At 59.4% G+C, this 22,557-nt stretch carries 20 protein-coding genes; 8 read left to right on the top strand and 12 right to left on the bottom strand.

Features of this window, described 5'->3' with window-relative positions; genetic code table 11:
- Positions 1 to 318: 318 nt before the first annotated feature.
- The 6 genes from M5G26_RS22810 to M5G26_RS22785 all read right to left on the bottom strand — a co-directional run bounded on the left by M5G26_RS22810 (position 319) and on the right by M5G26_RS22785 (position 7,304).
- The gene (locus M5G26_RS22810; RefSeq protein WP_273916544.1) at positions 319 to 1,092 is read right to left on the bottom strand and encodes an enoyl-CoA hydratase; all 774 of its coding nucleotides are present in this window, start codon (positions 1,090 to 1,092) and stop codon (positions 319 to 321) included.
- Between the two features lie 15 nt (positions 1,093 to 1,107).
- Positions 1,108 to 2,235: an acyl-CoA dehydrogenase gene (locus M5G26_RS22805; protein ID WP_108224684.1), complete on the bottom strand. Its 1,128-nt coding sequence runs from the start codon at positions 2,233 to 2,235 to the stop codon at positions 1,108 to 1,110.
- Positions 2,236 to 2,373: 138 nt separating this feature from the next.
- Complete coding sequence (locus tag M5G26_RS22800; RefSeq protein ID WP_273916543.1) at positions 2,374 to 3,567, bottom strand: acetyl-CoA C-acyltransferase; 1,194 nt, start codon at positions 3,565 to 3,567, stop codon at positions 2,374 to 2,376.
- 12 nt (positions 3,568 to 3,579) lie between these two features.
- The gene (locus M5G26_RS22795; RefSeq protein WP_273916542.1) at positions 3,580 to 4,341 is read right to left on the bottom strand and encodes an SDR family NAD(P)-dependent oxidoreductase; all 762 of its coding nucleotides are present in this window, start codon (positions 4,339 to 4,341) and stop codon (positions 3,580 to 3,582) included.
- Positions 4,342 to 4,357: 16 nt separating this feature from the next.
- Positions 4,358 to 6,022 (bottom strand): AMP-binding protein, encoded by a 1,665-nt coding sequence (locus M5G26_RS22790; RefSeq protein ID WP_134175297.1) that lies wholly within the window; start codon positions 6,020 to 6,022, stop codon positions 4,358 to 4,360.
- 265 nt (positions 6,023 to 6,287) lie between these two features.
- Positions 6,288 to 7,304 (bottom strand): AraC family transcriptional regulator, encoded by a 1,017-nt coding sequence (locus M5G26_RS22785; protein WP_273916541.1) that lies wholly within the window; start codon positions 7,302 to 7,304, stop codon positions 6,288 to 6,290.
- A 285-nt stretch (positions 7,305 to 7,589) separates the two neighbouring features.
- Between M5G26_RS22785 and efeU the strand changes: the two genes are divergently transcribed.
- From efeU to efeO (M5G26_RS22765), 4 genes are read left to right on the top strand one after another with little or no spacing between them, the layout of a single operon-like run.
- Positions 7,590 to 8,435: an iron uptake transporter permease EfeU gene (gene efeU, locus M5G26_RS22780; RefSeq protein WP_150692572.1), complete on the top strand. Its 846-nt coding sequence runs from the start codon at positions 7,590 to 7,592 to the stop codon at positions 8,433 to 8,435.
- 8 nt (positions 8,436 to 8,443) lie between these two features.
- Positions 8,444 to 9,643, top strand: coding sequence for an iron uptake system protein EfeO (gene efeO, locus M5G26_RS22775; RefSeq protein WP_273916540.1), 1,200 nt, complete (start codon positions 8,444 to 8,446; stop codon positions 9,641 to 9,643).
- Positions 9,644 to 9,661: 18 nt separating this feature from the next.
- A complete protein-coding gene (gene efeB / locus M5G26_RS22770) occupies positions 9,662 to 10,960 on the top strand; it encodes an iron uptake transporter deferrochelatase/peroxidase subunit (protein WP_273916539.1) in 1,299 nt (432 codons plus the stop codon).
- Positions 10,961 to 10,989: 29 nt separating this feature from the next.
- Positions 10,990 to 11,814, top strand: coding sequence for an iron uptake system protein EfeO (gene efeO, locus M5G26_RS22765; RefSeq protein ID WP_134175287.1), 825 nt, complete (start codon positions 10,990 to 10,992; stop codon positions 11,812 to 11,814).
- A 131-nt stretch (positions 11,815 to 11,945) separates the two neighbouring features.
- Here the strand turns inward: efeO (M5G26_RS22765) and pssA are convergent, their stop codons facing one another.
- Positions 11,946 to 13,289 (bottom strand): CDP-diacylglycerol--serine O-phosphatidyltransferase, encoded by a 1,344-nt coding sequence (gene pssA / locus M5G26_RS22760; RefSeq protein ID WP_273916538.1) that lies wholly within the window; start codon positions 13,287 to 13,289, stop codon positions 11,946 to 11,948.
- A gap of 204 nt (positions 13,290 to 13,493) precedes the next feature.
- On the opposite strand from pssA, the gene M5G26_RS22755 reads away from it, so the two are divergent.
- Positions 13,494 to 14,057 carry a TetR/AcrR family transcriptional regulator gene (locus tag M5G26_RS22755; RefSeq protein ID WP_007914737.1) on the top strand — a complete coding sequence of 188 codons (564 nt, stop codon included), beginning with the start codon at positions 13,494 to 13,496 and terminating at the stop codon, positions 14,055 to 14,057.
- Between the two features lie 54 nt (positions 14,058 to 14,111).
- A complete protein-coding gene (locus M5G26_RS22750; RefSeq protein ID WP_134175281.1) occupies positions 14,112 to 14,591 on the top strand; it encodes a nuclear transport factor 2 family protein in 480 nt (159 codons plus the stop codon).
- Between the two features lie 110 nt (positions 14,592 to 14,701).
- Here M5G26_RS22750 and sfnG read toward each other — a convergent pair whose 3' ends face one another.
- Positions 14,702 to 15,784, bottom strand: coding sequence for a dimethylsulfone monooxygenase SfnG (gene sfnG / locus M5G26_RS22745; protein WP_134175279.1), 1,083 nt, complete (start codon positions 15,782 to 15,784; stop codon positions 14,702 to 14,704).
- Between the two features lie 359 nt (positions 15,785 to 16,143).
- Between sfnG and M5G26_RS22740 the strand changes: the two genes are divergently transcribed.
- Complete coding sequence (locus M5G26_RS22740; RefSeq protein ID WP_134175277.1) at positions 16,144 to 16,923, top strand: TSUP family transporter; 780 nt, start codon at positions 16,144 to 16,146, stop codon at positions 16,921 to 16,923.
- Here the strand turns inward: M5G26_RS22740 and nudC are convergent.
- The 4 genes from nudC to M5G26_RS22720 form a co-directional block, all read right to left on the bottom strand.
- Positions 16,891 to 17,721 carry an NAD(+) diphosphatase gene (gene nudC, locus M5G26_RS22735; protein ID WP_273916537.1) on the bottom strand — a complete coding sequence of 277 codons (831 nt, stop codon included), beginning with the start codon at positions 17,719 to 17,721 and terminating at the stop codon, positions 16,891 to 16,893. The genes M5G26_RS22740 and nudC overlap by 33 nt on opposite strands.
- Before the next feature lie 6 nt (positions 17,722 to 17,727).
- Positions 17,728 to 18,540, bottom strand: a complete 813-nt coding sequence (locus tag M5G26_RS22730) for a crotonase/enoyl-CoA hydratase family protein (RefSeq protein ID WP_273916536.1) — start codon at positions 18,538 to 18,540, stop codon at positions 17,728 to 17,730.
- Between the two features lie 215 nt (positions 18,541 to 18,755).
- Positions 18,756 to 19,679 carry a magnesium transporter CorA family protein gene (locus tag M5G26_RS22725; RefSeq protein WP_134175273.1) on the bottom strand — a complete coding sequence of 308 codons (924 nt, stop codon included), beginning with the start codon at positions 19,677 to 19,679 and terminating at the stop codon, positions 18,756 to 18,758.
- 7 nt (positions 19,680 to 19,686) lie between these two features.
- Positions 19,687 to 21,261, bottom strand: a complete 1,575-nt coding sequence (locus M5G26_RS22720; protein ID WP_273916535.1) for a RimK family protein — start codon at positions 21,259 to 21,261, stop codon at positions 19,687 to 19,689.
- Positions 21,262 to 21,353: 92 nt separating this feature from the next.
- On the opposite strand from M5G26_RS22720, the gene M5G26_RS22715 reads away from it, so the two are divergent.
- Positions 21,354 to 22,454: a peptidase C39 family protein gene (locus tag M5G26_RS22715; protein ID WP_150692581.1), complete on the top strand. Its 1,101-nt coding sequence runs from the start codon at positions 21,354 to 21,356 to the stop codon at positions 22,452 to 22,454.
- Positions 22,455 to 22,557 lie beyond the last annotated feature (103 nt).

Here is a 22,557-nt window from a genome sequence, read left to right as displayed (position 1 = left end):
CCCAGCCCTCTCCCCGAGGGAGAGGGGGCCGACCGAGGTGTCTGGCGCTATCCATCGACCTGAAAGATTGAGTCGATTATGGATTCAATAAAGCACCTTCAGGTCGGCGTAAATCTGAAGTATCCCCCAATCAGTCCCCTCTCCCTCCGGGAGAGGGTTAGGGTGAGGGGCTTTTGACTTTGATGTCTATCAAGCCTTAAAAGCTTCGCGAGCAGGCTCGCTCCCACAGAGATCTCCAGCGAACACAGATTGTGTGAACACCGAGAACCTCATGTGGGAGCGAGCCTGCTCGCGAAGGCGTCAGCTCAGGCACTACATTTATTTGCCTTGGAATGCAGCCTCACGCTTGGCAATAAACGCCGCCATCCCTTCCTTCTGATCCTGCGTGGCAAACGCCGCATGGAACACCCGACGCTCGAAGCGCACGCCCTCAGTCAGGTTCACTTCAAAGGCACGATTCACGCTTTCCTTGATCATCATCGCAATCGGCAGCGACTTGCTGGCAATCACCGCAGCAACCTTCAGCGCTTCGTCGAGCAGTTCATCACTCGGCACGATCCGCGCAACAATGCCGCATCGCTCGGCCTCCACTGCATCAATCAAACGCCCGCTCAGGCACATTTCCATGGCTTTCGCCTTACCTACTGCGTGGGTCAGGCGCTGAGTGCCGCCCATGCCCGGCAACACGCCAAGGTTGATTTCCGGTTGACCGAATTTGGCGTTGTCGCCTGCCAGAATGAAGTCGCACATCAACGCCAGCTCACAACCACCGCCGAGGGCAAAACCGTTGACCGCGGCAATGATCGGCTTACGCCGGTTGGCCACGCGGTCACTGTCGCTGAACAGATCGTCCATGTAGATCTGCGGATAGGTCAGTTCGGCCATTTCCTTGATGTCGGCACCGGCGGCAAAGGCCTTTTTCGAGCCAGTGAGGACGATGCAACCGATGTTCGCATCCGCTTCCAGCGCATCGAGGGCCTGGTTCACTTCGCTGACCAGTTGCGCATTCAGGGCATTCAGCGCCTGCGGGCGGTTGAGGGTGATCAGGCCAACGCGGCCGTGGGTTTCGAGCAGAATGGTTTCGTAAGTCATGATTAAAATTCCTTCTTAAAGGTTGCGCGAAATGACCATGCGCTGAATATCGCTGGTGCCTTCGTAGATCTGGCAGACACGCACGTCGCGGTAGATGCGCTCCAGCGGAAAGTCGTTGAGGTAACCGTAACCGCCCAGGGTTTGCAACGCCATCGAACAGACCTTCTCGGCCATTTCCGAAGCGAACAGTTTGGCCATCGACGCCTCAACCAGTGCCGGTTGACCGCTGTCGCGCAGGGCGGCGGCGTAATGCACCATCTGCCGGGCGACGGCGATCTGCGTGGCCATGTCAGCCAAGCGGAACGCCACGGCTTGATGCTCAATAATTGGTTTGCCGAAGGTGTCGCGCTCGCGGGCGTAATCACGCGCCGCTTCAAATGCGGCGCGGGCCATGCCCACCGACTGCGAAGCGATGCCGACGCGGCCACCTTCAAGGTTGGCCAGGGCGATCTTGTAGCCCTCGCCCTCTTCACCCAAACGATTGGCCACCGGTACTTTGACGTCTTCGAAGAGAATCTGGCAGGTGTCGGACGCGTGCTGACCGAGCTTGTCTTCGACGCGAGCGACTTTGTAGCCCGGTGAATCGGTCGGCACGATAAACGCGCTGATGCCGCGCTTGCCAGCGCTCGGATCGGTCACCGCAAACACGATCACGATCCCGGCGTTTTGCCCGGAGGTGATGAACTGTTTGCAACCGTTCAGCACGTAGTGATCACCGTCCAGCCGTGCACGGGTTTTCAGGCTGCTGGCGTCGGAACCGGCCTGCGGTTCGGTCAATGCGAAGGCGCCGAGCATGGCGCCGCTAGCCAACGGTTTGAGGAAGCGTTCGCGCTGATCGTCGTTGCCGAACTTGAGAATCGGCACGCAGCCGACCGAGTTGTGCACGCTCATGATCGTCGAGCAGGCGCCGTCGCCGGCGGCGATTTCTTCCAGGGCCATGGCGTACGCCAGGTAACCGGTGTCGCAACCGCCCCACTGCTCCGGCACGAGCATGCCGAAGAAGCCCAGTTCAGCCATCTGGCCGATGGCTTCCTTGGGAAAACGGTGCTCGCGATCCCACTCGGCGGCGAACGGTTTCAGGCGTTCCTCGGCAAACTGCCGGGCCATGTCGCGGATCTGGGTTTGGTCTTCGTTGGGAATCATGGTGAATCCTTAAATCCGGGTTACACACGTTCCCCTGTAGGAGCTGCCGCAGGCTGCGATCTTTTGATCTTGATTTAAAAACAAGATCAAAAGATCGCAGCCTCGTTGCACTCGTCAGCTCCTACAGGATTAGTGTGTTTAGTAAAGGCATTCCACAGCCATGGCCGTGGCTTCGCCGCCGCCGATGCAGATCGCCGCGATACCGCGTTTCTGTTTTCTCTGGCGCAGCGCTGAGAGCAACGTCACCAGAATCCGCGCACCCGACGCGCCGATCGGATGGCCCAGCGCACAAGCACCGCCATGCACATTCAACTTGTCATGGGGGATTTCCAGATGGGTCATCGCCGCCATGCCAACCACGGCAAACGCCTCGTTGACCTCAAACAGATCGACATCACCCAGCGACCAACCGGTTTTCTTGATCAGTTTCTTGATCGCACCAATCGGCGCCACCGGGAACAGGCCCGGGGTATCAGCAAACGCGGCGTGGCCATGGATCACGGCCAGTGGTTTCAGACCGAGTTTCTGTGCCTGCGACTGACGCATCAGCACCAATGCCGCCGCGCCGTCAGAGATCGAACTGGAGTTCGCCGCCGTCACCGTGCCGCCTTCGCGGAACGCCGGTTTCAGCGAAGCCACTTTGTCCAGTTTGGCTTTTGGCGGTTGTTCGTCGTTGCTGATCAGCACCTGTTCTTTGCCGACGGTCACGGTCAGCGGGACGATTTCGTCCTTGAAGCTGCCGTCCTTGATCGCCTGCTGTGCGCGGGTGGTCGAGGCGATGGCAAAAGCATCCTGCGCCTCGCGGCTGAAGTGGTTGGTCTCCGCGCAGTCTTCGGCGAAGGTGCCCATCAGGCGCCCTTTGTCGTAAGCGTCTTCAAGGCCATCGAGGAACATCGAGTCGAGCACACGGCCATGGCCCATGCGGTAACCGGCGCGCGCGCGATCCAGCAGGTACGGCGAGTTGGACATGCTTTCCATGCCACCGGCAATCACCACATCGGCACTGCCAGCGACCAGCATGTCGTGGGCGAGAATGGTGGTTTCCATGCCCGAGCCGCACATCTTGTTGACCGTGGTGCAACGGGTCGATTTATCCAGACCGGCACCGAGCGCAGCCTGACGCGCGGGCGCCTGACCGAGGCCGGCCGGCAGCACGCAACCAAACAGCACTTCATCGACCGCGTCGCTGGCGACACCGGCGCGTTCAACCGCAGCCTTGATCGCCGCAGCGCCGAGTTGCGGCGCGGTGAGGCTTTTCAGTTCGCCCTGAAAGCCGCCCATTGGCGTGCGCACGGCACTGACGATAACAATCGGATCGTTGGAAATGGTCATGACAAATCCTCCTTACTTGGCGGCCATGCGCAAGGCACCGTCGAGACGGATCACCTCGCCGTTGAGCATGCTGTTTTCGATGATATGCCGAACCAGCGCGGCGTACTCGGCAGGCTTGCCCAGACGCGGCGGGAACGGTACCCCGGCGGCCAGCGAGTCACGGACTTCCGGGGTCATGCCGGCCATCATCGGCGTTTCGAAAATACCTGGTGCGATGGTCATCACGCGGATGCCGAAGCGCGCCAGTTCACGGGCGGCTGGCAGAGTCATGCTGGCGATCGCGCCTTTGGAGGCGGAGTAAGCCGCCTGGCCGATCTGGCCGTCGAATGCAGCGACGGATGCGGTGTTGATGATCACACCACGCTCGCCATCAGCGTTGGCCTCGGATTCAGCAATCGCCGCAGCGGCCAGACGCAGCATGTTGAAGCTGCCGATCAGGTTGACGTTGATCACCTGGGCAAAACTGCTCAGCGCATGCGGGCCGTTCTTGCCGAGGATCTTCTCGCCACGGACGATGCCGGCGCAATTGACCAGGCCGTTGAGGCTGCCAAAGGCTTTGACGGTCGCCTGCACGGCGGCTTCAGCGGCGGCTTCGTTGCTGATGTCGGCAACGACGCTTTGCGCGCCAAGACGCTCAGCCTGAGCGGCCACGGCTTCGGCGTTCATGTCCACCAGCATCACTTTGGCGCCGGCACTGACCAGCAATTCAGCAGTGGCCGCACCGAGGCCGGATGCGCCGCCGGTGACGATAAAAACCTTGTTCTCGATCTGCATGACTGTATTTCCTGATTCAAGCTGAAACGTTATGCGCCGCAGCCTCTTGAGCCTTGGCGATTTCCTGGTTGCGCAAGATAAAGCGCTGCAATTTGCCACTCGGGGTCTTGGGCAATTCGCTGACAAATTCGATTTCACGCGGGTATGAGTGCGCTGCCAGGCGCTTACGCACATGTTGCCGCAGCTCTTCGGCAAGCTCCGGCGCGGCGCGGTATTGCGCACTCAGCACGACAAAGGCTTTGACCAGTTCGGTGCGCTCCGGATCGGGTTTGCCGACCACCGCCGCTTCGACCACCGCCGGGTGTTCGATCAGCGCGCTTTCCACGTCAAACGGGCCGACGCGGTAGCCGGAGGTGGTGATCACGTCATCGCTGCGGCCGACGAAGCTGATGCTGCCGTCCGGGTTCCATTCCACGGTGTCGCCGCTCAGGTAGTAATCACCGACGAAGGCTTTGGTCGGCGCGCCTTCGTAACCACCGAACCAGCACATCGGCGATTGCGGCCGGTCGATGGCAAGAATGCCCGGCTGGCCGACGCCGAGTTCGTTGTATTGATCGTCGAGCACGACGATGCGGTGACCCGGCGAGGCGAAACCAGCGGCGCCGACGTGAACCGCGTGGTCGAGACCGTGGTGGTTGCACAGGACCATGCCCAGTTCGGTCTGGCCGTAATGGTCGTGAATGACCACGTTGAGGTTGTCGGCAAACCAGCGGATCACTTCCGGGTTCAGCGGCTCGCCGGCGCTGCTGACGATGCGCAGCTTGCCTTTGATCGACTTGGCGAACTCGTCGCCGCCGGCAATCAGCAAGCGATAAGCCGTTGGTGAACCGGTGAGGTTGGTGATGCCGTACTTGTTGATCACCCGGCAGGTGCTTTCAAGGGTGAACGGGCCATCGTAAAAGGTGATCGGATGGCCCATGGACAACGGGCCGGTGACGCCGAAGTAGATGCCGTAGGCCCAGCCCGGATCGGCGACGTTCCAGAACGCATCTTCCGGGCGCAGATCGACGGCATCGCGGGTGTAACTCTGGAAGGCGACGATGGCTTTGAGTGGCACCGACAGCGCTTTTGAAGGGCCAGTGGTGCCCGAGGTGAACATCAGCAGAAACGGGTCTTCGCCGGTCAACAGTACCGGTTCGCACACATTGGAATAGTTGGCCAGTTCAGCCCAGAAACTGAAATCGCCACGAACGATGCCCTGGCCTTTCGCGCCGCCAACGGTGACGAGGGTCGGGCAATCGGCGACTTCAGCGAGTTTCGGCCGGTTGACCGCGTCGGTGACCACGACTTTGGCCCCGGAACTGTTCAGGCGATGTTCGAGGGCTTTCGGGCCGAACGCAGTGAACAACGGCTGATACACCGCGCCGATGCGCCAGGTGGCCAACACGGTGATGAGTAATTCAATGTTACGTGGCAGCAGGCCGGCGACTTTGTCGCCCTTCTGCACGCCTTGGGCGAGAAGGAAATTGGCGAAACGCGCGGCTTTGTCCTGCAGATCGTTGAAGGTGTACGTCGCACTCGCGCCGTCGCGGCCCTCCCAGAACAGCGCAATGCGCCCGGGCAAGGCGTGGCGGTCGCAGCATTCAACGCAGGCGTTAAGCGCCTCAAGCGTACCGCTGAGCGCGGCATCCACGGTGTGCTGATAGTTGAACTGTGCGGTGGCAGACAAGTAATCGCGCATTGCCAGAATCCCTCTGTTTTTTATTAGGCTGGGAAGCGTAAACAACAGGGGGATAGTCGCGCTGTGCGGGGGCTGGGGCAATGGTCAAAGCTTTCAATGTGGCTGACTGGTTTGGCCAAGACTGCTACCACACTGATCGTTCCCACGCTCTGCGTGGGAATGCAGCCTTGGACGCTCTGCGTCCGCTCCAGAGCTGGAACGCGGAGCATCCCTTGAGGCATTCCCACGCAGAGCGTGGGAACGATAAAGCGGCGGATGTGTTGGGTCAGACAACCTCATTCAAAATCAGCGTACGGTAATGCCCAGGATTCGACCCCGACCACTTGCGAAACGCCTTGTAGAAGGAACTCGCATCGGCAAACCCCAATCGGCTGGCAATCTCGACAAAACTGATCGACGGCTCCGCCAGCCAGATAATCGCCAGCTCTTTGCGCACGCTGTCCTTGAGGCCTTGATAGGTCTGCCCTTCCTCGGCCAGGCGCCGGCGCAGCGTCGAAGCGGACATGCACAGTTGCTGGGCCAACGCCTCGGTTTCCGGCCATCGTTCGGCAGGCAATTGCCGCAAGTCCTGTTTGATCCGACTGGCCAGACTTTCCGGGTCGCGGTACTTGACCAGAATGTTGGCCGGGGCGTGGGCGAGAAAGCGCTTCAACTCCTCGGCGCTGCGCTTGATCGGCAGGTCGAGGCATTCGGCTGAAAAAATCATCCGTGTCCGTGGCCGCTCGAAACGCAGGTTTTCCGAGAACATCACCCGGTAGTCATCGGTGAAGTCCGGCGCCGCGCAGCGCAGTTCGATGGCCAGAATCGGAATCCGCCGCCCGGCCAGCCAGCAGGCCACGCCGTGGACGATCATCCAGTAGGTGAAATAGGTGAAGGCGCGGCGCGGCTCGGGATCGTCTTCGAGCAAGACGATCTCCGCCAGACTTTGCTGGTGCACCAGTTGCGCCGGCATGCGCTCAAGCATCAGCGACAGAAAGCTCAGGCCCGTGCTCAAACCCGCTGCCAGCGTCGGTTGCGCCATCGCGCTGCGACAGAGGAATTCAAGGCTGCCGGACTTGAGCTTGCGCGGGTCCATACCGAAAAACTCGTCATCACCGCGTCGGGCCAACAGGCGCCAGAGTCTGGCGTATTGCGAGGCCGGCACCCGGCCCTGCTCGGTTTGCAGCAGCAACGGATCAATCCCGACCTTGTTCAAGACTTCTTCCGTGGCCACGCCCGGGGCACAACTTTGCAGCAGCGCTTCACGCACCAGTTGAACGGCGATGGTGTCTTTTTCCGACATGGAGCGCGGTGAACCTTGTTGTTTTGAGTGGCAGGCATCTTACCGCAACCAACGCAAATCCCGTGTAGGAGCTGCCGAAGGCTGCGATCTTTTGATTCTAAAAACCAGGATCAAGAGATCGCAGCCTTCGGCAGCTCCTACAGAGTTCCGGTGTCACCCGCATGAGAATGGTTGTTCTTTAACTTGTTCAGCTTTTGTTCAGGTTTGTGTCAATGATTGTCATGTGAGAATGGTTGTCATTATGTTACAACTTGTAACCTCTTCGAATGACTTGTTGGATACCGAATGCTCGTTCCCTTTCTGATCATGCTGCGCGAAGGCATTGAAGCCGCGCTGATCGTTGGCATTATCGCCAGTTACCTCCAGCAAACCGGCCGTGGCCAGTGGATGCCCGCCGTGTGGATCGGCGTGTTTCTCGCCGCCGCCCTCGCCCTGCTGGTCGGCGGTGGTCTGGAGTTGGTCAGCGCGGAATTCCCGCAAAAACAGCAAGAGCTGTTCGAAGGCATTGTCGGCTTGGTGGCCGTAGGCATCCTCAGCTCGATGGTGTTCTGGATGCGCAAAGTGGCGCGTTCGATCAAGCATTCGCTGCAAGCCTCGCTGGATGAGGCGCTTACGTCCTCGAAACACCAGGTGATCGCACTGATCGCCATGGTGTTTTTCGCTGTCGCCCGGGAAGGCCTGGAAACGGTGTTCTTCCTGCTCGCAGTGTTCCAGCAAAGCGAAGGCCCGGGTGCGCCGATCGGTGCCCTGCTCGGGTTGATTCTGGCGATCATCGTCGGCTTCCTGATCTACAGCGGCAGCATGCGCCTCAACCTTTCGGCGTTCTTCAAGTGGACCGGCCTGTTCATTCTGGTGGTCGCCGCCGGGATTCTCGCCAACTCGGTGCAGGCCCTGCATGAAGCCGGGCTGTGGAATCACCTGCAAACCGTGCTCTTCGACTTCAGCGCAACGCTGCCGATGGACGGCCCGGTGGGCTCGGTGCTGGCCGGCATGTTCGGTTATCAGGATGCGCCGACTGTCAGCACCCTTGGTGCCTATCTGATCTATCTGCTGGTGGCGCTGGTGATGTTCTTTTACCCGGCGCCCCCGGCCAAGCCTTCCGCGCAATCGTCTTCCGTTTCCAGCCAATAAGGGCATTCATGTCAAAGCCTAACTCTCCTCAGGCCTCCCCTCCCCGCGCCTTGCGCTGGGCGGTGGCCGGCTCGGTGGTGGTGATGATCGCCGCCGGTGGTCTGTTTTATTACGCCTCGAAAATGGCTGCGGCCAAGCGTCAGCACAACCACGATGAAGTGGTGGTGAATATCCATCCGGGCAGTTGCGAGCCGAACGCGCTGACGGTGCCGGCCGGCCGCGCCAGTTTCCGCATCGTCAACCGCTCCGACCGTGCGGTGGAATGGGAGATTCTCGACGGCGTACTCGTCGTTGAAGAACGCGAAAACATCGCGCCGGGCCTGAGCCAAGTGATCAACGCCAATCTGCAACCCGGCGATTACGCAATCACCTGCGGCCTGCTGAGCAACCCGCGCGGCACCCTGCACGTGACGCCGACTGCCGCCTCTGATGCTGCGGCCAAAGCCAAACCGTCGATGGTCGCCTTCGTCGGGCCGCTGTCGGAATTTCGCGTGTACCTGGCCAGCCAGAGCAGCGCGCTGATCAAAGCCGTCACGGCGCTCAATCAAGCGATTGAAAGCGGTGATCTCAGCCAAGCCCAAGCGCTGTACCTGCCCGCGCGTGCGGCTTATCAACATCTGGCGCCGGCCGCGCAGCGTCTGGCCGAACTGGACAACAGCATTAACGCCCGCGCCGATTACTTCGAAAAACGCGAGCAGGATCCGGCCTTCGTCGGCTTCCACCGCGTCGAATACGCGCTGTTCCAGCAACGCAAACTCGACGATCTGGCCCCCGTGGCCCAACGGCTGCTCAGCGACGTCACCACGCTCAAACAGCAATTGCTCGCGCAGTCGCTGCCACCGGAGCAACTGGTCAACATCATCGTGCGCAACCTCAACACCCTCGCCGACGTGCGCGCCGCCAGTGGTGAAGAGGAACGCTACAGCCACAGCGACCTCAACGGTTTCGCCGCCAATGCGCAAACCGCGCGCAAAGTTGTCGACCTGCTGCGGCCAATGCTGAGCAAATCTGCCGCCGACCTGCTGCCGAAAATCGACAAGGCACTGGCGGACTTCGACAGCGAACTCGACAGCTACAAGATCAAGGACGGCTACGCCAGCTACGACTCCGTCAGCGGCGCACAACGCAAGCAGATCGCCGACAAGGCTCAGGCTCTGGCCGACGCACTGGATGGCATCGATCCCGCCCTCGGCCTCTCCGGCCTGTAAGCAGAAGACCCATTCCCGATGAAAGATTCAGAAAACCTCAACCTGCAACGTCGCCGTGTCCTGATGGGCATGGGCGCCGCTGGTGTCGCCCTCGCTGGTTCCGCCCTGAGCTGCCCGGCCATGGCCGCCGCACCGGCACAAGTCACCGAAGCACCGAGCAGTGACAAGACTGAAGATCGCCACGATTTCCACGGCGTACACCAGACCGGCATCGTCACTCCGCGCCCGGCGTCGGGCATGCTGGTGTCATTCGACGTATTGGCCAGTGATCGCGAAGACCTCGAGCGATTGTTCCGCACGCTCAACGAGCGCATTGCGTTTCTGATGAAGGGTGGCCCGGTCGCACAAATCGACCCGAAACTGCCGCCACCGGATTCCGGAATCCTCGGCCCGAACGTCACGCCGGACAACCTGACCATCACTGTGTCCGTCGGTGAATCGCTGTTCGACGAGCGCTTCGGTCTGGCCGACGCCAAGCCCAAACGCCTGATGCGCATGGTCGGGTTTCCCAACGATGCGCTGGACGCCGATTGCTGCCATGGCGATCTGAGTTTGCAGTTCTGCTCGAACACCGCCGACACCAACATTCACGCCCTGCGCGACATCGTCAAAAACCTCCCCGACCTGCTACTGGTGCGCTGGAAACAGGAAGGCAGCGTGCCGCCGCAAGCCCCGGCGAAACCGGGCGTGCCAGCACAATCGGCGCGCAATTTTCTCGGCTTCCGCGATGGCTCGGCCAACCCCGATTCCAACGACAGCAAAGCCATGGATCGTCTGGTCTGGGTGCAACCAGGCAGCGACGAACCGGCCTGGGCGACGCACGGCAGTTATCAAGCGGTGCGAATCATCCGCAACTTCGTCGAGCGCTGGGACCGCACGCCGTTGCAGGAACAGGAAAGCATCATCGGCCGGGTCAAAACCACCGGTGCACCGATGGGTGCGCAGCATGAAAGCGAAGTTCCGGATTACAGCAAAGACCCGGCCGGCAAACTGACCAAACTCGACGCGCACATTCGTCTGGCCAACCCACGCACCGCCGAGAGCCAAGCCAATTTGATCCTGCGCCGGCCATTCAACTACTCCAACGGCGTCAACAAGAACGGCCAGCTCGACATGGGCCTGCTGTTCATCTGCTACCAGGCCGATCTGGAAAAAGGCTTCATCACCGTGCAGACCCGCCTCAACGGCGAACCGTTGGAGGAATACCTCAAACCAGTCGGCGGCGGGTACTTCTTCAGCCTGCCGGGTGTCACGGGCGACAAGGACTTCATCGGCCGGTCGTTGCTCAACGCCACGCAACCGAAAACCGCTGCCTAAAACAACATCTCAACACTGGAGCCACCCCCATGAAAAAGACGCCACTCGCGTTATTGCTGACCCTTGGTTTGCTCAACACCCCGCTGTCGGCGTTCGCCGCGACAGCACCGCTGGATCTGGTCGGGCCGGTGTCGGACTACAAGATTTACGTCACCGAAAAACTCGATGAACTGGGCAGCCACACTCAACAATTCACCGATGCGGTGAAGAAAGGCGACCTGGCCACTGCGCAAAAGCTCTACGCGCCGACCCGCGTTTACTACGAGTCGATCGAGCCGATTGCCGAGCTGTTCAGTGACCTCGATGCGTCCATCGACTCCCGTGTCGACGACCACGAGAAAGGCGTGAAGGCCGATGACTTCACCGGTTTCCACCGCATCGAATATTCGCTGTTCTCGGAAAAAAGCACTCAGGGTCTGAACGAGCTGGCAGACAAGCTCAACAGCGACGTCAAAGACCTGCAAACCCGCGTCGCCGGCCTGACCTTCCCGCCTGAGAAAGTCGTCGGCGGTGCTGCCGCGCTGCTGGAAGAAGTCGCCGCGACCAAGATCTCCGGCGAAGAAGATCGCTACAGCCACACTGACCTGTATGACTTCCAGGGCAATATCGACGGCGCGAAGAAAATCGTCGACCTGTTCCGTCCGCAGATCGAAAAACAGGACAAGGCGTTTGTAGCGAAAGTGGACAAGAACTTTGCCACGGTCGACAAGATTCTGGCCAAGTACAAGACCAAGGACGGTGGTTTCGAGACGTATGACAAGGTGAAGGATAACGACCGCAAGGCGCTGGTCGGGCCGGTGAATACACTGGCGGAAGACCTGTCCACGTTGCGTGGCAAGTTGGGTCTGAATTGATTTTTTGTAGCGTCTAAGCGGGCCCCATCGCTGGCAAGCCAGCTCCCACAGTGTTCTCGGTCATTCACAAATATTGTGTACACCATAGAACCTGTGGGAGCTGGCTTGCCAGCGATGGCATTTTCAGCAGCCTACAAAATCCGGTAGAGCAACCGCTCAATCCGCACCCGACTCACCCGCTTGAGAAACTTGGCCACCCCGGCCGGGTATTCCGGCAACGTCTCCAGACTCTGAAAGCTGTCAATCCGCGTGGTATGGCGGAAAATCTCTTCCAGTTCCTTCGCCCGCGGCGCCAGCCACTCCCCCTTCGGGTCATCGATCAACAACGCATTTTCCAGATCGAGGCGGAATGCCCGTGGATTGAGGTTGTTGCCGGTGAGCAGCGTATAGCGCTGATCGACCCACATGCCCTTGAGGTGATAAGTGTTGTCGCCATCACGCCACAAGTGCAGGTTCAACTGGCCGCTATCGATGTTGCGCTGATGGCGCTTGGCAAAGCGACGCAGGCTGATCTCGTACAGGTATGGCAGCGCTGCGATCACCTTGAACGGCTCGCTCGGCGGGATATAGAAGTCGTTGGCGGTCTTGTCGCCGACGACGATGTCGATCTTCACCCCACGGGCCAGCGCGCGGTTGATCTCTCGGATCACGCCCAGCGGCAGGTTGAAGTACGGCGTGCAAATGGTCAGTTGCTTTTGTGCGCTGGCGATCAGTTCGAGGATCGCCCGGTTCAACGGGTTGTTCTTGCCGACGCCGAGCAACGGACTGACTGACAGACCGTCTCTGGCGGTGCTGCCGGTGGCCGTGTCGTACGTTGCATATTTGAGGCGGCTACGCAGATCACCGATGTCATTACGCAAGCTACGCGTGGTCGGCAGGTTCGGAAGATCGAGGCGATGCACCGCTTTCGATTCGATCAGGCCGTGCTTGACCATGTGATGCATCGAGTCCGCCAGCTCGTGGCTTTGCAGTACGTGGTAGCGGTCGAAACGGTATTTGTCGAACTTGTGCAGGTAAACGTTGTTCAGGCTCGCGCCGCTGTAGACCACGCAGTCGTCGATCACGAAGCCTTTCAAATGCAGCACACCAAACAACTCGCGGGTCTGCACCGGAACGCCGTACACCGGCACTTCGCTCTGGTGCGTGCGGGTCATTTCCTGGTACCACGCCGAGTTGCCCGGCTGCTTGCCGGCGCCGATCAGCCCACGCTGGGCGCGCAACCAATCGACCACCACGGCGATTTCCAGCTCGGGACGCTTGAGCTTGGCGGCGTGGAGTGCATCGAGAATTTCCTGACCGGCTTCGTCTTGCTGCAGATACAGCGCAACGATGTAGATGCGCTGGGTCGCTGCAGCGATTTTCTCGAGCAGGCAACGACGAAATTCAGCGGCGCCGGACAGAATGGTCACGGCCTCGGCGGTCAGCGGGAAGCTGCGCAATTTGGGCAGCAAGGAGCGTTTGAAAAGCAACGGCATAGGGCTCGCAATGGGTCGAATCCGAAGAACCCGAGAGCTTACACCATCGCATCCTTCGGGTCTTGTTAGTGCCCGTAAAGAGATCAAAAGATCGCAGCCTTCGGCAGCTCCTACACGGGCCAATGTAGGAGCTGCCGAAGGCTGCGATCTTTTGATCCTAAAAAACCATTGCCAAAGGAGAACAATCGTTCTACTGTTCGCCACATGAACGAAATCACTAGCAACGACACACGCGACATCATTCTGGATGTCACCGAAAAGTTGATCTACAAAAGTGGCATCGCTGCCACCAGCATGGATCTTCTGGTGAAAACCGCCGGCGTCTCCAGAAAAAGCATTTACCGTTACTTTGCCGACAAGGACGCCTTGACCGTGGCCGCCCTGCAACGCCGTGACGTGCGCTGGATGCATTGGTACAGAAGCGCTGTCGATCAAGCCGAAACCCCGGCCGATCGCCTGCTCAACCTGTTTACCGTGCTCAAGAGCTGGTTTGCCTCGGAAGGCTTTCGCGGCTGCGCCTTCATCAACACCAGCGGCGAAACGGGTGATCCGCAAGACCCGGTACGGCTGGTCGCCAAAGAACACAAACAGAAGCTGCTCGACTACGTGTGCGAGCTGTGTACCGAACATGGTGCCGAGGATCCGCAACTGCTGGCCAAACAGCTGCTGATCCTGATTGACGGTGCCATTACCGTAGCGCTTGTGATGGGTGATCACAGTGCCGCCGATAATGCGCAATGCATGGCGCGAAAGTTATTGGACCTGTAACGCCTTAATAAGCCGGACTTGTTGTTCAATTGTTAATTAGATCGGGAGACTGATATGTCTACTGCAGCCCAGGTACGTCCGCCATTGCCGCCCTTCAACCGTGAATCAGCCATCGAGAAAGTTCGTCTGGCCGAGGATGGCTGGAACTCCCGCGACCCGGAACGGGTTTCGCTGGCTTACACCCTCGACACCAAATGGCGTAACCGCGCCGAGTTCGCCAGCAACCGCGAAGAAGCCAAGGCCTTCCTCACCCGTAAATGGGCGAAAGAGCTGGATTATCGTTTGATCAAGGAGCTATGGGCTTACTCGGATACCCGCATCGCCGTGCGTTACGCCTATGAATGGCACGATGACTCGGGTAACTGGTTCCGCTCTTATGGCAATGAAAACTGGGAATTCGACGAGCAAGGCCTGATGTTCCAGCGCTACGCGTGCATCAACGACATGCCGATCAAGGAAAGCGAACGCAAGTTCCACTGGCCACTGGGCCGGCGCCCGGATGATCACCCGGGGCTGTCTGACCTGGGTCTGTAACAATCGACCCTGTAGGAGCTGCCGAAGGCTGCGATCTTTTGATCTTGATCCTAAAAAACAAAATCAAAAGATCGCAGCCTTCGGCAGCTCCTACAGGGGATTTGTGGGTGTCAGGCAACAGCGGCAGTCTTCTCGGCCTCCAATTCGCGAACCAGCGGCAATACGCGCCGCCCGAAATATTCGACCTCTTCCTGAAAGTGCAGGAACCCCGCCAGCACCAGATCCACACCCACTGCTTTCAACGCCACAATCCGTTCGGCAATCTGCAACGGCGTGCCGATCAAGTTGGTCTTGAAACCATCGTTGTACTGCACCAGATCCTCGAACGTCGATTTCGCCCAGTTGCCCTCGCCCTCCGGTGAAGCCCGTCCCGCCTGCTTCGCCGCGTCGCCAAAGGCGTTCACTGCTTCGGGATCGGCCTGATCGATGATCTGCGCCAGTACGGCTCTGGCCTCTTCTTCGGTGTCACGGGCGATGACAAAGGCATTCACACCAACCTTCACCGAATGATTGTTCGCCGCTGCTTTGGTACGAATGTCGTCAACCTGCGCCTTGATCCCCTCGACGCTGTTGCCATTGGTGAAATACCAGTCCGAGACCCGCGCGGCCATGTCTCGCGCCGCACGGGAACTGCCGCCCTGGAAAATCTCCGGACGGCCGAGTGGTTTCGGTTTCAGGCTGTAATTGTCGAAGCGGTAGAAGTCGCCGCGAAAGGTGAAGTTGTCCTGGCTCCAGACCCCACGCAGTGAGCGGATGAACTCTTCGGAGCGACGATAACGCTCGTCATGCTCCAGCCAATGCTCGCCGATGGCCTGGAACTCGCCCTTGAACCAGCCACTGACGATGTTCACCGCGATGCGGCCGTTGGTGAGTTGATCGATCGTCGCCAGTTGCTTGGCCGCCAGCGCCGGTTGCCACGGGCCGGGCAGGATCGCTGCAATCACCTTGAGTGTGCTGGTGGCCGCGAGCAACGCGTGGCTGAACGCCACGGATTCATGCTGGAACTCGGCGCCATAACCGGCGGTGAAGCGGATCTGCGTCAACGCGTATTCGAACCCGGCCGCTTCGGCGATCTGCGCCAGTTTGCGGTTGTAGTCGATGCCCCAATCGGTGCGCTGCTCGATTTTGCTGACCACCAGCCCACCGCTGACGTTCGGCACCCAGTAGGCAAATTTCACGGCTTGCTGACTCATTGGCGTGTCCTCGGGACATTTGCGGAGATGGGAGTGGTAGAGCAGCAAGCGTGCCAGGGTTCGAATGCCCGGTTTTATTGATGTTCTGCGTGGGATTGATGTTTTGTAGAGGGGAATTTGTTGGCGGGTTGTTGTGTGGGCAACAGTTGGTTTATTTGTTGGCTCGACTGTCCTCATCGCTGGCAAGCCAGCTCCCACAAGGATCAAGGTGAACAATGATCTTGGGTACTACGCAAAAACCTGTGGGAGCTGGCTTGCCAGCGATGGCGTCAGACGGGTCGCCGCAACACTTGGAAATGAGTAACATGACCGCCCTCCCCGCAGCTCACGTTCTGCGCCCTGCCGAATAAGCCGATTCCATGCCTTTCGAACTCAGCGTTGACCTCACCACCCTCGCCATCCTGGCCCTTGTCGCTTTCATTGCCGGTTTCATCGACGCCATCGCCGGCGGTGGCGGTCTGTTGACCACGCCTGCCCTGCTGACCGCTGGCCTGCCGCCGCATCTGGTGCTCGGCACGAACAAACTCAGCTCGACGTTCGGTTCGGCCACCGCCAGTTTCACCTTCTACAAACGCAAATTGTTCCACCCGCGACAGTGGACCCACGCCATCGTCGGCACACTGGTCGGCGCACTGACTGGCGCTGTCGTCGCCCATTACCTGCCGGCAGAGTGGCTGAACAAAATGCTCCCGGTGATCGTCTTCGCCTGCGGTCTGTATCTGTTGTTCGGCGGCACACCGAAAGCGCCGCTGGACAGCAATGCGCCGATCAAAAAGAAATGGCAATCGACCCAAGGCTTCAGCCTCGGTTTCTATGACGGCGTGGCCGGCCCTGGCACTGGCGCCTTCTGGACAGTCAGCAGCCTGTTGCTCTACCCGATCGACCTGGTCAAGGCCAGCGGTGTGGCGCGCAGCATGAACTTCGTCAGCAACATTGCGGCGCTGTCGGTGTTCGTGTTTTCCGGGCAGGTGGACTGGATCATCGGCCTGAGCATGGGCCTGTCGGTGATGGTCGGCGCGTTCTTTGGCGCGCGCACCGCAATCAGCGGTGGCGCCAAATTCATTCGCCCGGTGTTCATCACCGTGGTGCTGGGTTTGACCGTGCGCCTAGCCTGGCAGCACTGGTTCAGCGTGGCCTAAACGCCGCGCCACGTAGACGTCGATCAGGTAACGGGCAATCGACTTGGACGCCGGCAGCGGCGGCAGGTCGTGCACGTTGAACCACTGGGCGTCTTCGATCTCGTCTTCCTGACAGACAATCTCGCCACCGGCGTACTCGGCATGGAAGCCGAGCATCATCGAATGCGGGAACGGCCAGCACTGGCTACCCATGTACTGAATGTTCTGCACCTCGATCTGCACTTCCTCGCGCACTTCACGAATCAGGCAATCCTCGGCCGACTCGCCCGGCTCGGCGAACCCGGCCAGCGTGCTGTAAACCCCGGTGACGAAGCGCGGTGAACGCGCCAGCAGAATCTCGTCGCCACGGGTGATCAGCACGATCATGCTCGGCGAAATACGCGGATAACTGCGCAGATCGCACGGCTGGCAGTACATCGCCCGCTCGCGCGGCACCTGCGTCATGGCTTGCCCACAATTGCCGCAGAAACGATGTTCGCGGGCCCAGGTACCGATCTGCGCGGCATACCCAAGCACTTTGTAGATGGTGTGATCGCCGTCGAGCATGAACGCCCGCAGACCTTTCCAGTTGCAACCCGACACTTCGCTGGCACTGCGCAGTTCCAGCAAGTACACCGGCTCGCCATCGAGATGGCCGATGCCGTGCTCGGCGAGGATCGACAAGTCCTGACGCTTGAGCCATTCACGTGGGAACAGCGCGCCGTTGTCGTCGAACAAAAAGCCTTCCGGGCTGCGCGCCACGGCCCAGCCGCCGGATTGATCGGTGTCCAGTACTGCAGTGGTCCAGCGAGATGTCATGGTTTCTCAGTCCAGAAATTCGGGTTTCTGTTTGCTCATATGGGCGGCCATGGCCACGCGCAAGTCGGTGGATTGCAACATGGCAGCGTTCCAGGTGGCAACGTATTCGAGACCGTCGTCGATGCGATGGTCGCGCATGTAGCTGATCATTTCCTTGGTGCCGGTCACCGCGATCGGCGACTTCGATGCGATCTCGCGAGCGATGTCCAACACGCCTTCAAGCAGCGCGTCCTTGTCGTTGTAGACACGATTGACCAGGCCGATGCTGCGCGCTTCTTCGGCGCCGAAGGTGCGACCGGTGTAAGCCAGCTCACGCAGCATGCCGTCACCGATGATCCGTGGCAACCGTTGCAAAGTGCCAACATCGGCGGCCATGCCGATATCGATTTCCTTGATCGAGAATTGCGCGTCTTCGGCGGCGTAACGCATATCGCAGGCAGCGATCAGATCGATGGCGCCACCCAGGCAATAACCTTGAATCGCGGCGATGACCGGTTTGCGGCAGTTGTCGACGGCGTTGAACGAGGCTTGCAGGGTCAGAATTTTTTTACGCAGCAGGCGCGCATTGCGGCCGACATCCTTGCCCAGTTCATTGGCGACGCCGGCGAGCATCATCAGGTCGATGCCGGAGGAAAAATGTTTACCGTTGCCGCTGAGCACCACCACGCGCACTTCGTCGGTGTCGTCGATCCACTGGAAGATCTCGACGATCTCGCTCCAGAACGCCGCGTTCATCGAGTTGATCTTCTCTGGGCGATTGATCTGCACATGGGCGATGTTGTCGGCCAGTTCGACGCTGAAGGCGGAGTATTGAGTCATGGCAGTGATCCTTTACCGGGCTGAAAATGAGGCCCGAACTATAACAAGGCATCACAGTGGCGGTTCAGCCAAATGCGGGACTGCAGTGCGCGTTCTCTGTAGGAGCTGCCGAAGGCTGCGACCTTTTGATCTTGGCCCTTAAAACCAAAACCAAAATCAAAATCAAAAGATCGCAGCCTTCGGCAGCTCCTACATAGGTTGTTTGCACAAGCCGATTATTTGGCCAAACGCCGCAACCCAAACAACATCCCCCCCGCCCCCAGCAACATCGCCGCCAGAAACACCGGATAGGAAATCCACCACGGCGTCCCCGCCGTCATCATGCTGAACTCCGACATCCCGCCAATGCTCGCAATCAGGTTCAACGGCAGAAACACCACATTGATCAACGTCAGCTTGCGCAGCAGGTTGTTCATGCTGTTGTTCATCAGATTGCCGCGCGCATCGATCAACCCGGAAAACACCGTCGAGTAGATTTCCGCCTGCTTGTAGCACTGGTTGTTTTCGATGATCAGGTCGTCGATCAGGCCGATCGCCTCGCTGCCGAAATGCTGCTTCTCGGCGTGATTGCGCAGCCGCGTCAGCACTGCGCCGTTGCTGTGCAGTGCGTTGATGTAATAGATCAGGCTTTCGCTGAGGTTGAACATCTGCACCAGATGCTGGTTCTGCATCGAGGCGTTGAATTTCTGCTGCAACTCGCGGGCGACCAGTTTGATCACCTTCAAGTGCCCGAGGTAGTGATGGATGTTGTTGAACAGCAGATCGAGCAATACATCCAGCGGCGTGTTCAACGGCTGGCGGGTGCCGAGGCCGTGCAGCGGCGTGTCATCGGTGGCGATTACCAGCAGTTGCCCCGGCGCGAACAGCAGCCCGCAGGACGACACTTCAAATGCCAGGCTGCCACCGCCGGAATAGTTTTCCGGGCGCTTCCAGATCAGGAACAGATGGTCGGGGTGGAACTCGATACGCGAGACTTCGTCTGGATCCAGCGCTGACGCCAGTGCATGCTCGTCGACTTTGAAATGACTGTGCAGCAAGTCGCGCTCGGCGGCATCGGGGTTGCTGAACAGCATCACCTCGGCGTCCAGTCGCTCGACCCGCTGCAGGGCGCCGTGGCTCAGTGCGAAGCTGTTGATCATCGGCGCCTCACCACGCCTGGCCGCGACGTTTGAGTTCCAGGCGGCGCACGAACTCTTCCAGCACCAGTGAGTACAGATCGTCGTGCAAATAGGCGTCTTCGATGCCGGCGTCGAGGTTGGGGTTGTCGTTGACTTCGATCACCACCACCTTGTCGCCGGCCTGCTTCAGATCGACACCGTAGAGGCCGTCGCCGATCAGGTTGGCAGTCTTTACCGCCAGTTCAACCACCGCGCGCGGCGCCTCGTGGATCGCCATCGTGCGGCATTCGCCGTTGACGTCCTGGCCTTTGGCCTTGTGGTTGTAGATCTGCCAATGGCCCTTGGACATGAAGTACTGGCAGGCGAAAATCGGTTTGCGGTTGAGCACGCCAATGCGCCAGTCGTACTCGGTGTAGAAAAACTCCTGAGCCAGCAGCAACACCGAGTGTTCAAACAGTTCGGCGGTCGCCTCAAGCAAGGCCTGCTGACTTTCGACCTTGATCACCCCACGGGAAAAACAGCCGTCGGGGATTTTCAATACCAGCGGAAAACCGAGGCGCTCGCCGACGCGCTCGAAGTCTTCGGGTCGCTCCTTGTAAAGGATCTCGGTGGCGGGCATGCCGAGTTGATGGCTGTTGAGCAGATCGGTCAGGTAGACCTTGTTGGTGCAGCGCAGAATCGACGTTGGGTCATCCATTACCACCAGCCCTTCGCTCTCGGCCTTCTTGGCGAAGCGATAAGTGTGGTTGTCGACGCTGGTGGTCTCTCGAATCAACAAGCCGTCGTACTCGGCGAGACGCGCGTAATCCTTGCGTTCAATCAGTTCGACGTCGATGCCCATGGTTTTGCCGACCCGGACGAAGTTCGCCAGTGCCTTGCTGTTGGAGGGCGGCAAGGCTTCCTGTGGATCATGCAGAATCGCCAGGTCATAGCGCGCTACTTGTGGCGAGCGCGGCACTCGCCAGACTTTACGGCTGAAACCGTCTAGCGCATTGGCGAACTGATCTTCCTGATCATCGCGCAACTTGTGCAAGGCGCCGGACTTTATACCTTCGATGTGCCAGCCGTTAGTTCGGCGAAACTCAACTAACAGAATCGGACAGGGAAATACTTCAAACAACTGCCGCGCCAGATCCTGTAATGGTTCGATATGGGTCCGACCGAAATACAGGGTCAGGGTAAAACCTTCGGTGTCACTGTAGAGATGATGACTAAGGGCTTTCTCGAGGGTTTTATCGAGATCATCCAGCGCCAGGCCGTACAGTGATTTTTTCGTCAGTTCGCTGATGGTGCGCACCGAGGGAATCACCTTGTGCCCGCGTGCTTCGGCGAGCAGCGAGCAGTAGTAGCCGTGGCCCAGGTACTTGTAGCTGCGGCACAGATTGATCACCTGTACGCGTTTGCCCGGCTCGTTATCACAGCTGTGCTCGAGGTATTCCTGCGCCGTCAGGATGTCTTCACTGGGAAAGTACGAAGCCCAGTCTTCCTTGCGTTCGACAATAATCAACACTTGACTGGAGGCCCTAGTCGCCGAGTTTAAATAAGTTGCCGCCGGCAAACTTTGCTCGGATACTTCGCGCCAATGACCCTGTACCGCTGACATAGAGATTGATCCGTTGGAGAACAAGACCTTTTCTATTAAGCACGAAGTTTTTTGAAAGTCTCGTTTCGTTACGCAACTTTTACGGTGGTCATATGAAGGCTGTTTTTCGTTTGGCGGTAGTTGAAGACTTGCCGGCGCTGCTGGCACTGGAAATGCAATGTTTCACCACGGACCGGCTCACCAGCCGCAGCTTTCAGTGGATGATCACCCGCGCTCACGGACAGTTGCTGGTGGCCGAATGCGACGGTCGACTGCTGGGCTACGCGCTGGTGTTGTTTCATCGCGGCACATCGCTTGCGCGGCTGTATTCCATTGCACTGGCCGTCGAGGCGCGCGGCACGGGCCTGAGCAAACAGCTGCTGCAACGCATTGAAGCGCTGGCGCTGGAGCACGACTGTGCGTATCTGCGGCTGGAGGTGCGCCTCGACAACCCTGCGGCGATCGCGTTGTACGAACGCAATGGCTACCGGCGTTTTGCGCTGATTCACGATTACTACGAAGACCACGCCGATGCGCTGCGGCTGGAGAAACGCATCCTTCAGCACCGTGATTCACGCAGCATCAAGGTGCCTTATTACCGGCAAACCACTGAGTTCACCTGTGGCCCGGCGTGTCTGCTGATGGCCATGGGCGCGCTACAAGCGGAACGCTCGTTGGAGCGTCGAGAGGAACTGCAGGTCTGGCGGGAGGCGACCACGGTGTTCATGACCTCCGGCCATGGCGGTTGCAGCCCGCAGGGATTGGCATTGGCGGCGTGGCGTCGGGGGTTTCGCGTGCGTATGGCGCTGAGCATGAGCGGGCCGTTATTCCTTGACGGTGTGCGTGATGCGCATAAAAAAGACGTCATGCGCCTGGTCCACGAGGAGTTCACGGCGCAATTGCAGGAGACCGACGTCGAGTGTGTGATCGGTGCGTTGCTGGATCTACCGCGACTGCTGGATGCCGGTGGGCAGCCGTTGGTGTTGATCAGCAGCTATCGACTGACGCGCTCCAAGTCCCCGCACTGGGTGGTCGTGACCGACTGCGACGAGGATTTCGTTTACCTGCATGATCCGGATGTCGACCACAGCCAGCATCGGCAACCCATGGATTGCCAACATGTGCCGGTGAGCCATGGGGAATTCGAGAAAATGTGCCGGTTTGGCCGGGGGAAGCTGCGTGCTGCGGTGGTGCTGTATTCCCGCAAAACGTAAGCCTCCACATGTAGGAGCTGCCGAAGGCTGCGATCTTTTGATCTTGATTCTCAGAAACAGGATCAAAAGATCGCAGCCTCGTTGCACTCGACAGCTCCTACAG

It is taken from the genome of Pseudomonas sp. TNT2022 ID642 (genome assembly GCF_028656995.1).
Classification (GTDB): Bacteria; Pseudomonadota; Gammaproteobacteria; order Pseudomonadales; family Pseudomonadaceae; genus Aquipseudomonas.
Note: the sequence above shows the minus strand (reverse complement) of the source record. Positions and strands in the feature narration are given on the sequence as shown.